Origin of the sequence: Novosphingobium sp. 32-60-15 (assembly GCF_002280675.1) — a bacterium.
Taxonomy (GTDB): Bacteria; Pseudomonadota; Alphaproteobacteria; order Sphingomonadales; family Sphingomonadaceae; genus Novosphingobium.
This window is the reverse complement of record NZ_NCEN01000021.1, coordinates 12802-26201: the sequence shown is the minus strand read 5'-3', so window position 1 is coordinate 26201 and position 13400 is coordinate 12802. Positions and strand designations below refer to the sequence as shown.

The window sequence follows — 13400 nt, the reverse complement described above, 5'->3', positions numbered from 1 at the left end:
CGATCCATTCTACTTAAACTAGATTCTTAGAATCAGGTTGATGGTAATAGTTGGCCCTGTGGAAAGCGGGGATGGCGTTTCTCTGCCTGATTTGTGAGTCGGTTTCCACCCTTTTCCACAAGCGCGACTCTGTCCCGAATATGGTCAAGACAAACTTCTCAACGCTCTCCACAGGCTGGGGACAAGCTAGCGGACCTGTCGATAAGCGGGGGTCAATCAGGCGGGAAAGAAGCATGGAATTGACGCTTCAACTTGTCCCCGATCCTGTCCCGTGGTTTATCGGTCCTGTATCCACAGGATCATCCCGACCCTTGGCCCACCCTTGGGCCGACCCCCTAAGAAGGCGCGAAAATGCAGCGTTTGCACCTGCACCTCTTGTCAGACTCCACCGGCGAAACGCTGGAGATGATCGCCAAGGCGGCGCTTGCCCAGTTTGATGGCGCCGATGTGGTGCGCCACTTCTGGCCGATGGTGCGTTCTATGCAGCACCTTGACCGTATCATGGGCGAAATCGCCGCAAACCCGGGGCTTGTGCTTTATACACTGGTCAATCCCGAGACGCGTGAACGGCTGGAAAAGCGCTGCGTCACGCTTGGCCTGCCCAGTGTTGCGGCGCTTGATACCGTCACCGATGCGCTGGAACAGCAACTGGGCGTTCAGGCAAAGGGCCGTCCGGGCCGGCAACATATGATGGATGAGGCCTATTTTGCCCGCGTTGATGCTATCCAGTTCACCATCGCCCATGATGACGGGGTGAATTGGGAAAACTGGGAGGAAGCGGACATTCTCCTGGCGGGCGTGTCGCGCAGTTCCAAAACCCCGACATCGATCTACCTTGCCAATCGCGGGTATAAAGTCGCCAATATCCCGATCGTGGTGGAAAGCCCGCCGCCCTCGATGCTGTTTTCGCTGGGTCGCCCGCTGATCGTTGGGCTGACGACCAGCCCGGAACGCCTGATCGCGGTGCGCCGCAACCGGCTGCTATCGCTCAATCAAGCGCCCGAAACCGCCTATGTGGATAACGATCACGTGACGCGCGAAGTGCAGTATGCGCGGCGGATGTTTGCCGATAACGGCTGGCCGGTGATCGATGTTTCGCGCCGGTCTATTGAAGAAACCGCCGCTGCTGTGATCAACTTGTACAACGAACGCGCTGCCGCAGGCGGCGGTAGCGATGGTGTAAAACCGATATGACTCTTGTTCTGGCAAGCCAAAGCGCATCACGCAAAATGATGCTGGACGCCGCCGGAGTGCCGTTCGAGGCGCGCGCGGGCGATGTGGATGAAGGCGCGATCAAGCGTGAACTGATCGGCGTGCCGCCTGCCGATATCGCGATGATCCTTGCCGAAGCCAAAGCGCTGGCGGTGTCGGTCAGCATGCCCGGACGGTTGGTGCTGGGCGGGGACTCTCTGGTCGAAGTGTGCGGGCGCTTGTTCGATAAACCGGTCAGCCGCGAGAATGCTGCCGAACATCTGGCGTTCTTTTCCGGCAACGAAATGCGGCTGCATTCCGCTGCGGTTTTGATGCGTGACGGGCAATGTGTGTGGCGTCATGTGGAATGCGCGCGGCTTAAGGTACGCAGCCTTTCCGACAGCTTTATCCAGAACTATCTCCACAGGGAATGGCCCGCCGTTTCGGGCTGTGTCGGCGTGTTCCGGATGGAGGCGTTGGGCGCGCAATTGTTCGAATCCGTCGATGGCAGCCACTTCACGGTGCTGGGCATGCCGCTGCTGGCAGTGCTTGGCGCGCTGCGTGATCTGGGTGAGCTTGAAGCATGAGCCAGCCTTACGCCGAGGTGATTGGCGATCCGATTGCCCAATCCAAATCGCCCGTCATTCACGGCTTCTGGCTTGAGCAACTGGGCCTTGAGGGGCGTTACAACCGGACGCACGTGAAGGCAGAAGGCATTGCCGATTATCTTGCGACGCGCAGGGCTGATCCCGACTGGCGCGGCTGCAATGTGACGATGCCGCACAAGCAGGCGGTCATCCCCTTGCTGGACCGGCTTGATCCGCTGGCCGCGCGGATTGGTGCGGTGAACACGATTGTGCCTGAAGATGGTGCGCTGGTGGGCTACAACACCGATGCGCCGGGTTTCCTTGAACCGTTGCAGCCATTGCTGGCACAGACCCATTATTTCCGCATGGCGCGCGTGCTGGGCACTGGCGGCGCAGCGCGGGCGATTATCGCGGCGCTGGCCGATGCGGGCATGGTGATCGTGCTGGCCGGGCGCAATGTGGAAAAGGCGCGCGCGCTGCTGGATGAACTCGATCCCGAGGGCGAACATCACGTCGCCCCGCTCGATCATTTTGCCGATGCAACCGACTTTGCCTTTGATGATCGCGAAAGCTGCCTTGATCTGGTGGTCAATGCGACGGCATTGGGCATGACCGGCCAACCGCCGCTGGTTTTTGATATGAGCCACGCCCCGCCGGGATCGGTGTTCTATGACATTGTCACCAGCCCGCTTGAAACAGACTTCCTCAAGGCGGCCAAAGCGTCAGGCTTTGCCACGGTGGATGGCTTGTCGATGCTGATCGGACAGGCCGACCATGCCTTCCGCCGCTTTTTCGACGCGACGCCGCCGCGCGGGGAAGCCGACGCTGAACTGCGCGCAAGGCTGCTGGCATGAGCCGCCCGTTCGTTGCAGGCCTGACCGGGTCCATCGGCATGGGCAAATCTGCCGTGGCGCTGATGCTGCGCGAAATGGGCGTGCCGGTTTTCGATGCCGATGCCGCCGTGCACCATTTGCAAGGGCCGGGGGGCGCGCTGCTTCCTGCGATTGAAGCGGCCTTTCCCGGAACGACCGGCCCCGAGGGCGTGAAGCGTCAGGAACTGGGGGCCAAAGTCTTTGGCGATCCCGCCGCCCTGAAGCGCCTTGAGGCCATCGTCCACCCGGCCGTGGCGCAAATGCGCGAGGCGTTCATGATTGAACACATGGGCGAACCTGTGGTGGTGTTCGATATTCCGCTGCTGTTCGAAAAAGGGCACGGCGCGGATCTTGATGCCATCTTTGTTGTTTCCGCACCTGCGCAGGTGCAGCGCCAACGCGTGTTGGCGCGGCCGGGCATGACGCCTGAAAAGTTTGCGCATATCCTTTCGCTGCAAGTGCCCGATGCCGAAAAGCGCGCGCGCGCCACCCACGTGATCGACACTGGCGTGACATTGGAAGAAACCCGCGCGCAAGTGGCGGCACTGGTCGCCGGTATCCGTGAAAAAAACCCGCGCCGTTAACTGCAACGCCCCTTGCCAGTCCCCTTATGCAGGTCCACATATCCAATAATGCGTGAGATCGTTTTCGATACAGAAACGACCGGCCTCGATCCAAGATCGGGGGATAGACTGGTGGAAATCGGCTGCATCGAAATGATCAACCGGGTGCCCTCCGGCGCGGTCTATCACTGCTATTTCAATCCTGAACGCGATATGCCCGCCGAGGCTGAGGCTGTGCATGGCCTGTCCATCGCGTTCCTTTCGGATAAGCCCAGGTTTGCGGAAAAGGCGGGCGAATTCCTCGAATTCATCCAGGATTCGCCGCTGGTTGCGCACAACGCCGGGTTCGACTTCGGTTTCATGAACACCGAGCTTGAGCTGTGCGGGCTGGCACCTGTCAGCCGTGACCGGATGATCGATACGGTGGCGATTGCCCGCCGCAAACACCCCGGCGCCAAACTCAGCCTTGATGCCTTGTGCTCGCGCTATGGAATCGACCGTAGCCACCGCACCAAGCACGGGGCCCTATTAGACGCGGAACTGCTCGCGCAGCTTTATGTTGAGTTGCAGGGCGGACGACAGATCGGTCTGGAACTTGCTGCAGAAGCAAGAATGATGACCGAACAGTCGGTGATCGGCATATCATCGTCGGTCACCCGCACCTTCCGTTCCCCGCGCCCGCATGTCGCGAGCGAGGAGGAGCTTGCCCGCCATGCCGAATTTATGGCGGGTTTTAGCGAGCCGATCTGGTCACGCTGATGGTGTGAGAAGGATCGCTTGCCCGAGTGCACAGGAGAAGTGAAATATGGATATTCGCGTTTCGGGACACCAAGTCGACACCGGCGCTGCCTTGCAGACCCATGCCGAGGAACGTCTTTCCACCATCGTCGACAAGTACTTCTCCCGAGCGCTTTCCTCACATGTCACGATGGGGAAAGCCCCGCATGGCGGTTTCCGCTGCGATATCGTCACGCATGTGACCAACGGCCTGATCCTGAAAGGCGGCGCCAGTGCCCAGGACGCACACGCCGCATTTGAGCAATCTGCCGACAAGATCGAAAAGCAGCTGCGCCGCTACAAGCGCCGCCTGACCGCGCGTCACGAAAACGCCGATCATGCACGCAAGACCGATGAATCAAACCTTGTCATCCAGGACGCGACTTACACCGTGTTTGCCCATGACGAGGCAAGCGAAGACGAACCGGCCGATGCACCATTGGTGATTGCCGAAACCCGCGTCGACGTGCCGACAGCCACGGTCGCCGATGCGGTGATGATGCTTGATTTGCGCAACACCAACGCCTTGATGTTCAAGAATCTGGGCACAGGCGTGCACAACATGGTCTATCGTCGCGGTGACGGATCGATTGGTTGGGTTGAACCAAAGTAATCGCCGGTACTTCCCAGCAACTTGAAAAAGGGGAGGGGACGGCAGCGTTCTCTCCCCTTTTTGGTTGCGGCGGGCAAACGCGCTTTGCTCTTGCGTTCATGTGCATTCGGGCGCATTGCGCGGCCCAATTCACCGTGCCTTAGCACTTTTGTGATCTAACCTATCCGCAATATGACGGCTTTATTTACCCTTGATCAACAGGCCGTCCGCATGGTGCGCGCCGACACCAAGCAGCAGATCCTTGCCGATCTGTCGCGCTGCTTTGCCGACGTCTACATGCTTGACGGCGAAGTTGTGGCCGATGGTATTGATGAGCGGGAAAAGCTGGGCAGCACAGGTTTTGGACGCGGTGTCGCGATTCCGCATGCGCGTATCGATGGGCTGGAACGCCCGGTTGCTGCCTTCTTCAGGCTTGAAAATCCTGTAGAATTCGCAGCGGCTGACGGCATGCCGGTGGATTGCGTGTTTGGCCTGCTGTCGCCTTCGCAAGCCGGGGCCACACATTTGCAGGCATTGGCGGCCATTTCGCGGATGATGCGTGATGAACGCATGCATGAACGGCTGGTTTCGGCTCCCAACGCCGAGGCGCTTTACGGCTTGCTGGTCAATGTCCTCGACCGTGACGCCGCCTGATCCAGATCCAAAAAGCGGTGACAGCGCCACGCTACATTGGCGGGCGCTAGAAGGCCTTTACGGGTCGGCACCGGTCAACACCTTGTTTGAATCGCGGCTCGAGGTTGTGTCGGAAGGCATTTCGCGCATTCATTTCAACGTCACGCGCAGTTGCTTCCACGCCGCCGGTGCCGCGCATGGCACCATCTATTTCAAGATGCTGGATGACGCTGCGTTCTATGCGGCAAATACCATGGTCACAGACCGGTTCTTGCTGACCACATCATTCAACCTGTTGTTCACCCAGCCGATTGGCGAGGGACCGTTGATTGCGGAAGGTCGCTGGATTTCTGGCCGCCGCCGCGTTCTGGTGGCAGAAGCGCGGCTGATCGATGCGCAAGGTGAAGAAGTGGGCCGGGGCACCGGCACGTTCCAACGCTCGCGCATCCCGTTGTCCAGCCTTGAAGGTTACAACGCCGGCCTGCGGGCGGCACTGGTGTGACGGAAAACCGGCTCCCTGCCCACCTTGAAGTATCGGGATTGCTCCGCACGGCGCAGGCCAATGGCGATTTCGGCATGGTCCTGCACAAGGGTGAACGCGACAGCGGTACAATCCTGATTGTTATGCTGGATAATCAGGGGCTTGGCGTACTTTTTGAACGCATGCCGCAGCTTGACGGCAGCCGAAAATGGACCCAAGTAAAGGTCCAAGTACCTGATAATAAGTCAGAATTTGAAGACTATCTGGACCGTCGGAAGGATCAGGACCCTGACGTTTGGATAGTTGAACTGACCATCGCAAAAGCGGAACAGTTCATCCGGGACAACCTGTCGCCACGGTGAACAAGGGTTGACACTTTTGCATTGCACAATAAAGGCACCTGACCGATTTTGCGCAGGCGATGACGGAAAGCGATACCGCTAACCGCATTGGCACGCAGACGGGGGGCAACCGACATGGCCCTTCGGCATTCCGCCCCCGCACTTGGCTGTCCGGCTTTGTGCGGCAGGGCTTTTTGTCGCGCCATGGATGGAAGCTCACCGCACTTTGACGATGATGGATGAGCAAGAAATTACGGTACGCTGCTACGCTGAGCATGGCTGCGACTTTTATCACAACGCTTCTCAGCACGAGTGGATCCCATGCCAGCGCGCAAGGATTCAACGCTCCGGCCGCTATAGCGACCACGTTTATCTCCCAGCCGGTTATCCAGACCATTGCTCAAGAGCAGGTTGATACCGCCGAGCCGCAAGATGCGATCACCGCCTCTTCGCTGGCTGATCTGGTAGAAAACACACAAGCACCCGCCACCCTTTCCAACGAACTGGAATGCCTGGCAGGAGCCATCTTTTTCGAAGCGAAGGGTGAATCACTGGCTGGCCAGCTTGCCGTTGGCCGCGTGATCGTTGCGCGTTCGCAATCAGGCCGTTTCCCGGCGTCCTATTGCGGCGTTGTATACCAGCCCTCGCAATTCTCGTTCATTCGTGGCCGTTCGATGCCCGCGATCAACCGTTCGGGCCACCAATGGCAGAACGCGCTGCGCGTTGCCGTGGTTGCAGATCAGGGCACATGGAAAAGCCCGGTCGAAGGCGCGATGTTCTTCCACGCCGCGCATGTCTCACCACGTTGGGGCAAGTCGCGCATGGCCAAGATTGACGGTCATATTTTCTACCGTTGATTTCAGCGTTTTTCGCGACATGAAAAAAGGCTGGTTCCCTTGGCGGGAGCCGGCCTTTTTCGTTGGCGACAAAACAGGGGTTTCGCGCAGAGGCGCAGAGAAAGCAGGGGCCGCAGAGAGGTTGTACCTGCGGCAAGGCCGCGCTTAATCTCAAAACCCTCCAAAGCGGATACCCGGCGAGGGAGATTGGGCCTTACGGCCTTTTTTTATCTCTGCGCTCTTTGCTTCCTCTGCGCCTCTGCGCGAAACAAAAAGGCCCACCCCCAACCTCTCCCGCAGGCGGGAGGGGCGCTTTTCGTCAATGGCGGAAGTGGCGCATGCCGGTGAAGACCATGGCGAGGCCGGCTTCGTCTGCAGCTTTGATGACTTCATCATCGCGCATCGAACCGCCGGGCTGGATGACGCAAGTTGCGCCTGCTTCGACGGCGGCCATCAACCCGTCGGCAAACGGGAAGAACGCATCCGAGGCCACGGCCGAACCGTGCGTGCGCGCTTCGGTAAAGCCGTGCGTTTCTGCCGCTTCGAGCGCCTTGGCCGCAGCAATGCGCGATGAATCGCGGCGGTTCATCTGGCCTGCGCCGATGCCTGCGGTCACGCCGTCCTTGGCATAGACAATAGCGTTTGATTTCACATGCTTGGCCACGGTCCAGGCGAACAATGCGTCGGCCAGTTCCTGTTCGGTCGGTGCGCGCTTGGTCACGACTTTGAGGTCAGCCTTGGCAACTTTGCCGGAATCGCGATCTTGTACCAGCAGGCCACCGGCGATGGGCACGGTGATCAGGCCCTTGCGGTCAGGATCGGGCAAGCTGTCCACCAGCAACAGGCGCAGGTTCTTCTTGCGCTCAAACGCGGCCTTGGCGGAATCGTCAGCACCCGGAGCGACAACGACCTCGGTGAAGATTTCGCAAATGGCGTTGGCGGTGGGGCCATCCAGTGGCACGTTTGTGGCAACAATGCCGCCAAAGGCCGATACGGAATCGCATTCGAGCGCCGCTTTCCACGCATCCAGCAGCGTATCGGCAGTGGCCACGCCGCAGGGATTGGCGTGCTTGACGATCACCACGGTCGGCTTGGCGCCGCTGAATTCGCCCACCAGTTCCAATGCCGCATTGGCGTCATTGTAATTGTTGTAGGACAGTTCCTTGCCCTGGATTTGCGTGGCTTGGGGAAGGCCGGTGACCGCAGGATTGCGTGGCACATAGAGCGCGGCGTCCTGATGCGGGTTTTCGCCATAGCGCAGCGTGGTAACGCGCGTGTGTGCCGCAGCCAGCACAGGCGGGAAATGCTCTTGCTGGTCAACAGTGGCAAACCACTGCGAAATGGCAGCATCGTAAGCTGCCGTGGCGGCATAGGCCTTGGCCGCCATCTTGCGCCGGAAGGCCAGCGTGCTGGCGCCACCTGTTTCGTCAAGTTCGGCGAGGAATGCGGAATAATCGGCAGCGTCGGTCAGGATCGTGACGAAGCCGTGATTCTTGGCGGCAGAGCGCACCATCGATGGCCCGCCGATGTCGATGTTCTCGATCACTTCATCGCGTTCTGCGCCTTTGGCAACGGTCGCTTCGAAGGGGTAAAGGTTGACCACGACCAGATCGATGGCGCCAATCGCATGTTCGGCCATCGCGGCGGCATGTTCGGGATTGTCGCGTACGGCCAGCAGTCCGCCGTGAATCGTCGGGTGCAGGGTCTTGACGCGGCCATCCATCATTTCAGGAAAGCCGGTGTGTTCGGACACGTCCTTGACCGTAAGGCCCGCATCGCGCAGCGCCTTTGCGGTGCCGCCGGTTGACAGCAGTTCAACGCCGCGCGCCGCCAGAGCCTTGCCCAGATCGACAAGGCCGGATTTGTCGGACACTGAAAGCAGCGCCCGTTTGATGGTAACCGTCGTCACGTGAAATTTCCTATCTCATCTTCTTGAGCAGCCAGGAGAAGCTCTCACCGCTGCGGGGAACTTTGGCCGAGATCACCAACTGGCGTGTGCCGATAGGGCGTCCCTGACCGTCTGCCCAGAGGCTTTCCTCAATGGTGATCGCATCGCGGCCAGACCGGAACTGCCACAGGCTGCCGTCCATCAGGGCAAGCGTAATGCCTTTCCCGTCGGAACTTGCGGCCAGTTCGATATGGGGACCAAGATGAAAGCGCAAGACGACACCGATGGTGCCGCGTTTGCCCTTGCGTCCGGCAGGCACCAGCAGATCTTCGCCGCGCAATTCGCTGCCATCATCACGCAGGATCAGGATGCGGCGGTGGACCAGGCCAAAGCGCCCGACATAGCCGTTGTGGCTGGCCTCGATCCGTGTCGCGCCGCCGCCCAGACTGTTGGGTCCGGTGCCGTCTGCCGACAAAGTGCGCCGGTCAACTTCAACTTCGGATACGCCCGATCCCAACCGGCCATTGATCAGCACCGCTGTGGAATTGAAATCATCGATGGTCAGCGTGGAATGCGCGCCGGTTCCGCGCAAACCTTGTTCCAGCCGCAGCGGAATCAAGCCGCCGGCAAAAGCCGCACCGCCGCAATTGACGAAAATCCGGTCATGGCCATGGCTGAATTCAAACGCGAGCGTTGATGCGCAGCCATCGCGGGCGTGGCGCGCAACCGGCGGCGGTCCTGCATCAAATTGCAGCACGGCTTTGCCCGCCGTCGCGCGTTGATAGCCCCACTGGCGGGCATCGCGCAAAGGCCGCGTGCGCACGCCGCTGATCTTGATTAGCGCCTCGATCCGCTCAGCCTCGACAGCGCCCGCACCTTGCCAATTGCCAAGACCGCCATCGCCATGCAGCAGCGCCAGCAAGGGCGGCACCAGCAGGCCCAGCATCGTGCCGATCTGCGGTAGCGGCTCTGTCCGCACCGCTTCATAGCAGGCACGCAAGCTGACGAGCAGTTCTATCGCTTCGATCTGGCACAGCGGGCTGCGCGACAGGACGCCGCCATCATCGCTGACCAGTTCGCCCAGCGCGCGCACCAGACCGGCTTCGGCAAACAGCCGCCGCGCCTTGCCATCTGCCACGATCAATCCGGCAGCAACCAGCGCACACCAACCTGCCACTTCCGAAAGCTGGTCTTCGGCCTTGCCGACGTGGCGATCAAGCCAACGCGCGGTTTCATCGATGGTGTGCAGCACGCGATTGCGCAAGCTGCGGTCCTGGCCCGACAGGACCAGCGGCGCATGGACGATCCAGTTGAGCAAGCGGTGGCCGACATTGCCGATGTCCCATGCCGGCGTAGGATCAGGCTTTGGATTGGCGGTAAGCCAGACCGAAACGATCCGTTCGGCCACTTGCGTACATTGCGAACGCTGGCCGCCCGATTCCAGATCCCGCAGCCAGCGGAAGCCATGCACCATCCGCTCGAACGGTGGCGGCAGGCGTGGCCCCGAAAATGCCGTATCAGCAATTGGCGACTTGAAGCCGTGCACGAGAAAATGCCCCGCGCGCAATGCCTTGCCCGCCGCCGGATCGCCGGGGAGGGGATTGGTCACCGTCGCGGTCAATTGGGTTTTGGCGCGTTTGCGGAAGGGGTAAATTGCGCTGGCGGGCAGGCCCAGACCATAGGCAAAACGGATCAACCGGTCACCGGCACCCAGCGAAGGTGGCGCAAAATCGGCAAGCGCCAAAGCCCGGCCCGGTTCCACCGAAGCCGCATCGGCCGCTGGCAGGGAACCCTCGTCCATACGGAGATAACGGTCCTGCGATCTGGCCAGCGGTTCCTCCTTTGTCGGGTCAAGCGGCAATGCCGGTGCCGACCGCGAGGATGCCGCAGTCGCCGCCGGGCGGCTTCCGATTGTGGAGAAGCCGCCGTCCTTCATATCAACCCAAAGCCTTCAATGCAGCAATGTTGGCGGCGTATTGGCTGGGCCCACCCCGGAAAGAGGCGGTTCCGGCCACCAGCACATCGGCGCCTGCCTCAACGCATGACCGGATCGTCTTCAAATCCACCCCGCCATCCACTTCGAGGTGAATATCGCGACCGGATTTGTCGATCATCTTGCGGATGGATTCGATCTTGCGCAGCTGGCTGGAGATGAAGCTTTGGCCGCCAAAGCCGGGGTTCACGCTCATCACCAGAATCAGGTCTACATCATCGATCAGGTAATCGAGCATCTTGGCAGGTGTGCCGGGATTCAAGGAAACGCCGGCCTTTTTACCAAGGCCCTTGATGGCTTGCACCGTGCGGTGGATGTGTGGTCCGGCTTCGGGATGGACGGTGATGATATCGGCCCCGGCATCGGCAAAAGCCTGCAAGTAGCCATCCACTGGCGAGATCATCAGATGAACGTCAAACGGCTTGGTCGTGTGCGGGCGCAGCGCCTTTACCACCATCGGGCCGATTGTAATATTGGGGACGAAATGGCCGTCCATAACGTCAACGTGAATCCAGTCAGCACCTGCTTCGTCAATCGCGCGTACTTCTTCCCCCAGACGGGCGAAGTCGGCGGACAAAATCGAAGGCGAAATAAGCGGTGTCATCTGTCGTCTTCCTGCGGCGGTAACACAGGACATTTGCAAAGGCTTTGGCATCAGCCTTCTTGCCTGCAAATGGCTACCCCACACCCCAGCGGTTACCGCTCGCGAATCAGGGGGGCAAGCATTATGCGCGGGCTTATCCACACGGAATGTCCCGCTTTGGACGCGATTCGTGTGGGCATGGTTCGGGCATTCGTCGATGAACGGTTCATCGCACATAAGTTCAGCGATCATTCACGGCACGAATCTTACTTAACGTCGCTGAAATCTGCCGGTATGTGGCTGGCAGGGGATATTACCGGCAAGGCGCAACTTGTGCGACCTCCTCGACAAGCGGGGCGGTTCAAGGTTGCAACATGTCGGAAAGACACATCGAATTTGGGGCTTTTGACATGATCCAGCCGAGACGCTTGTACGCCACGGCCCTTGCTATTGCTGCCGCTGCCACCGCGCTGACGGGGGCCAGCACAGCGTTTGCTGCCAAGGCGCCAGTGCGCGCAGATGGGCCGAATTGTGCAGGGCCGGTCAGCGATACGTGGGTCAATGTAACGATTGATCGCGTCCGCAATGGCAATGGCCTGATGGCGGTGACACTTTACGCGGATGAACCGCGCAAGTTCCTCGTGAAGAAGGGCTCGATGTACGTTGGCCGCGTGCCTGCAACCGCGCCCGAAACCAAAATGTGCCTGTTTGTGCCCAAACCCGGCGTTTATGTGCTGGCAGTCTATCACGACGAAGACTCAAGCACGACGATCAAGCGCAGCGGCATGTTGGGCCTGCCTGAAGAAGGCTTCGGCTTTTCCAACAACCCTGCAACGATTGCGAGTATTCCCTCGTTCCGTTCGGTGCGGCTGAACATCGCCAAGACGGGCCTGTCGACACGGATTCACCTGAAATATCCGTGATTGGGGGCGGGGGCTGAACAGCTCCCGCCTGCCGTTCAGTACCTTTTTCGTTCAATCCTTCCTGAAACAAGTTGCGGATTATCCATCCGCATACATTGTCCTTTTTTCGCCACCCTGAACTTGTTTCAGGGTCTATCTCTCCATTCAAACTGACGCTGCTTGCCGAGAGATGGATGCTGAAACGAGTTCAGCATGACGGAATCAGGGAATGGCCATTAACGAATGGGACAACCGTCAAACAAGTTGAACGGCGATAAGTCCGGCTTCCATCCCTGAGGGAAGGGATCGGGGTTGGCTTCAGCGCCTTGCGTTCAATCCTCGTCTGCGGTGATCTGCACGCTGGCGAAGGTGTGGGCCAGATGCCAGGGCGCAAGCTCTTCGGCCAGTTCGTGCGCGCGTGGATCGTCGACGTCCATCCACCAGGCATCGTCAATGTCCATGGTTCCGGCGCGGCCCGCGTCGGCAAGGCGCTGCATTCCGTCTGACAGGCTGCCCGATTTGCCCGCCGCAATCGCATCGCGAATGGCAATGGCCAATTCCGGCGTTGCCAGAAACGCGCCGCAATCGACCGCATCATAAGGCGCGATGGTCTTGCCGATGGCGGTGATGCGGCCATCGTCGTCCATCTTGACCCATGTGGCGTCATCAGGATCGACCAGCGGGCTATCCACGCGGCGGTCAATCGCCAGAGTGACGCCACGCTCAGGGCTGTCTTCTGCCAGCAGCCGCGCAAGGATATCGGCCTCAAACATATGGTCGGCCATCATCAGCAGATAATTGCCTTCGCACCGCGTGGCCCCTGCCATTACCGAAAAGCCGTTGGGCGTGGACCAGTCAGACAGGCGCACCGGCACGATCTCGATCCCTGCGCGCATGGAAAGATCGGCGAGGAACGCTTCGACCAGATCGGCCTTGTGCCCGGTCACCACGACCACGCGCGTGACGCCCGCCTGCATTGCCTGACGCACGCCGATTTCGATCAGCGGGACGCCGCATACGGGCGTCAAAGGCTTGGAGGGCGAAAGCTCGGCCAGGCGGCTGCCGTAACCGGCGGCAATGATCAGCGCGTCCATCGGGATTCTCTGTATTCGTAAATGGTCTTGAACATGAAAAGGCCGACCAGACATCCGCCCGGTCGGC

General features: G+C 60.0%; 16 protein-coding genes. 12 read left to right on the top strand and 4 right to left on the bottom strand.

Annotated features, from left to right (window positions below; genetic code table 11):
* Positions 1-351: 351 nt before the first annotated feature.
* The 11 genes from B7Y89_RS14010 (at position 352) to B7Y89_RS13960 (ending at position 6894) form a co-directional block, all read left to right on the top strand.
* Positions 352-1194, top strand: a complete 843-nt coding sequence (locus tag B7Y89_RS14010) for a pyruvate, water dikinase regulatory protein (protein ID WP_292939119.1) — start codon at positions 352-354, stop codon at positions 1192-1194.
* Positions 1191-1778 (top strand): nucleoside triphosphate pyrophosphatase, encoded by a 588-nt coding sequence (locus B7Y89_RS14005; protein ID WP_292939118.1) that lies wholly within the window; start codon positions 1191-1193, stop codon positions 1776-1778. The genes B7Y89_RS14010 and B7Y89_RS14005 overlap by 4 nt, the downstream gene beginning before the upstream one ends.
* Positions 1775-2632: a shikimate dehydrogenase gene (gene aroE, locus B7Y89_RS14000; RefSeq protein WP_292939117.1), complete on the top strand. Its 858-nt coding sequence runs from the start codon at positions 1775-1777 to the stop codon at positions 2630-2632. Before B7Y89_RS14005 ends, aroE begins: the two co-directional genes overlap by 4 nt.
* Complete coding sequence (gene coaE / locus B7Y89_RS13995) at positions 2629-3234, top strand: dephospho-CoA kinase (RefSeq protein WP_292939116.1); 606 nt, start codon at positions 2629-2631, stop codon at positions 3232-3234. Before aroE ends, coaE begins: the two co-directional genes overlap by 4 nt.
* Before the next feature lie 48 nt (positions 3235-3282).
* Positions 3283-3972, top strand: a complete 690-nt coding sequence (dnaQ, locus tag B7Y89_RS13990; RefSeq protein WP_292939115.1) for a DNA polymerase III subunit epsilon — start codon at positions 3283-3285, stop codon at positions 3970-3972.
* Positions 3973-4018: 46 nt separating this feature from the next.
* Positions 4019-4603 carry a ribosome-associated translation inhibitor RaiA gene (raiA, locus tag B7Y89_RS13985; RefSeq protein ID WP_292939114.1) on the top strand — a complete coding sequence of 195 codons (585 nt, stop codon included), beginning with the start codon at positions 4019-4021 and terminating at the stop codon, positions 4601-4603.
* Positions 4604-4774: 171 nt separating this feature from the next.
* Positions 4775-5236, top strand: a complete 462-nt coding sequence (locus tag B7Y89_RS13980; protein ID WP_292939113.1) for a PTS sugar transporter subunit IIA — start codon at positions 4775-4777, stop codon at positions 5234-5236.
* Positions 5211-5717, top strand: coding sequence for a PaaI family thioesterase (locus B7Y89_RS13975; RefSeq protein WP_292939112.1), 507 nt, complete (start codon positions 5211-5213; stop codon positions 5715-5717). The genes B7Y89_RS13980 and B7Y89_RS13975 overlap by 26 nt, the downstream gene beginning before the upstream one ends.
* Positions 5714-6058, top strand: coding sequence for a DUF1491 family protein (locus B7Y89_RS13970; protein ID WP_292939111.1), 345 nt, complete (start codon positions 5714-5716; stop codon positions 6056-6058). Before B7Y89_RS13975 ends, B7Y89_RS13970 begins: the two co-directional genes overlap by 4 nt.
* A gap of 59 nt (positions 6059-6117) precedes the next feature.
* On the top strand, positions 6118-6267 hold the full coding sequence (locus B7Y89_RS13965) for a hypothetical protein (protein WP_292939110.1): 150 nt from the start codon (positions 6118-6120) through the stop codon (positions 6265-6267).
* A gap of 45 nt (positions 6268-6312) precedes the next feature.
* Positions 6313-6894: a cell wall hydrolase gene (locus tag B7Y89_RS13960; protein ID WP_292939109.1), complete on the top strand. Its 582-nt coding sequence runs from the start codon at positions 6313-6315 to the stop codon at positions 6892-6894.
* A gap of 298 nt (positions 6895-7192) precedes the next feature.
* Here the strand turns inward: B7Y89_RS13960 and purH are convergent, their stop codons facing one another.
* From purH to rpe, 3 genes are all read right to left on the bottom strand, one after another.
* The gene (gene purH, locus B7Y89_RS13955; protein WP_292939108.1) at positions 7193-8782 is read right to left on the bottom strand and encodes a bifunctional phosphoribosylaminoimidazolecarboxamide formyltransferase/IMP cyclohydrolase; all 1590 of its coding nucleotides are present in this window, start codon (positions 8780-8782) and stop codon (positions 7193-7195) included.
* Between the two features lie 10 nt (positions 8783-8792).
* The gene (locus B7Y89_RS13950; RefSeq protein ID WP_292939107.1) at positions 8793-10562 is read right to left on the bottom strand and encodes a heparinase II/III family protein; all 1770 of its coding nucleotides are present in this window, start codon (positions 10560-10562) and stop codon (positions 8793-8795) included.
* 136 nt (positions 10563-10698) lie between these two features.
* Positions 10699-11358, bottom strand: a complete 660-nt coding sequence (rpe, locus tag B7Y89_RS13945) for a ribulose-phosphate 3-epimerase (protein WP_292939106.1) — start codon at positions 11356-11358, stop codon at positions 10699-10701.
* Between the two features lie 389 nt (positions 11359-11747).
* On the opposite strand from rpe, the gene B7Y89_RS13940 reads away from it, so the two are divergent.
* Positions 11748-12260: a DUF2141 domain-containing protein gene (locus B7Y89_RS13940; RefSeq protein WP_292939105.1), complete on the top strand. Its 513-nt coding sequence runs from the start codon at positions 11748-11750 to the stop codon at positions 12258-12260.
* 311 nt (positions 12261-12571) lie between these two features.
* Here the strand turns inward: B7Y89_RS13940 and B7Y89_RS13935 are convergent, their stop codons facing one another.
* Positions 12572-13333 (bottom strand): NTP transferase domain-containing protein, encoded by a 762-nt coding sequence (locus B7Y89_RS13935; protein WP_292939104.1) that lies wholly within the window; start codon positions 13331-13333, stop codon positions 12572-12574.
* Positions 13334-13400: the final 67 nt, after the last annotated feature.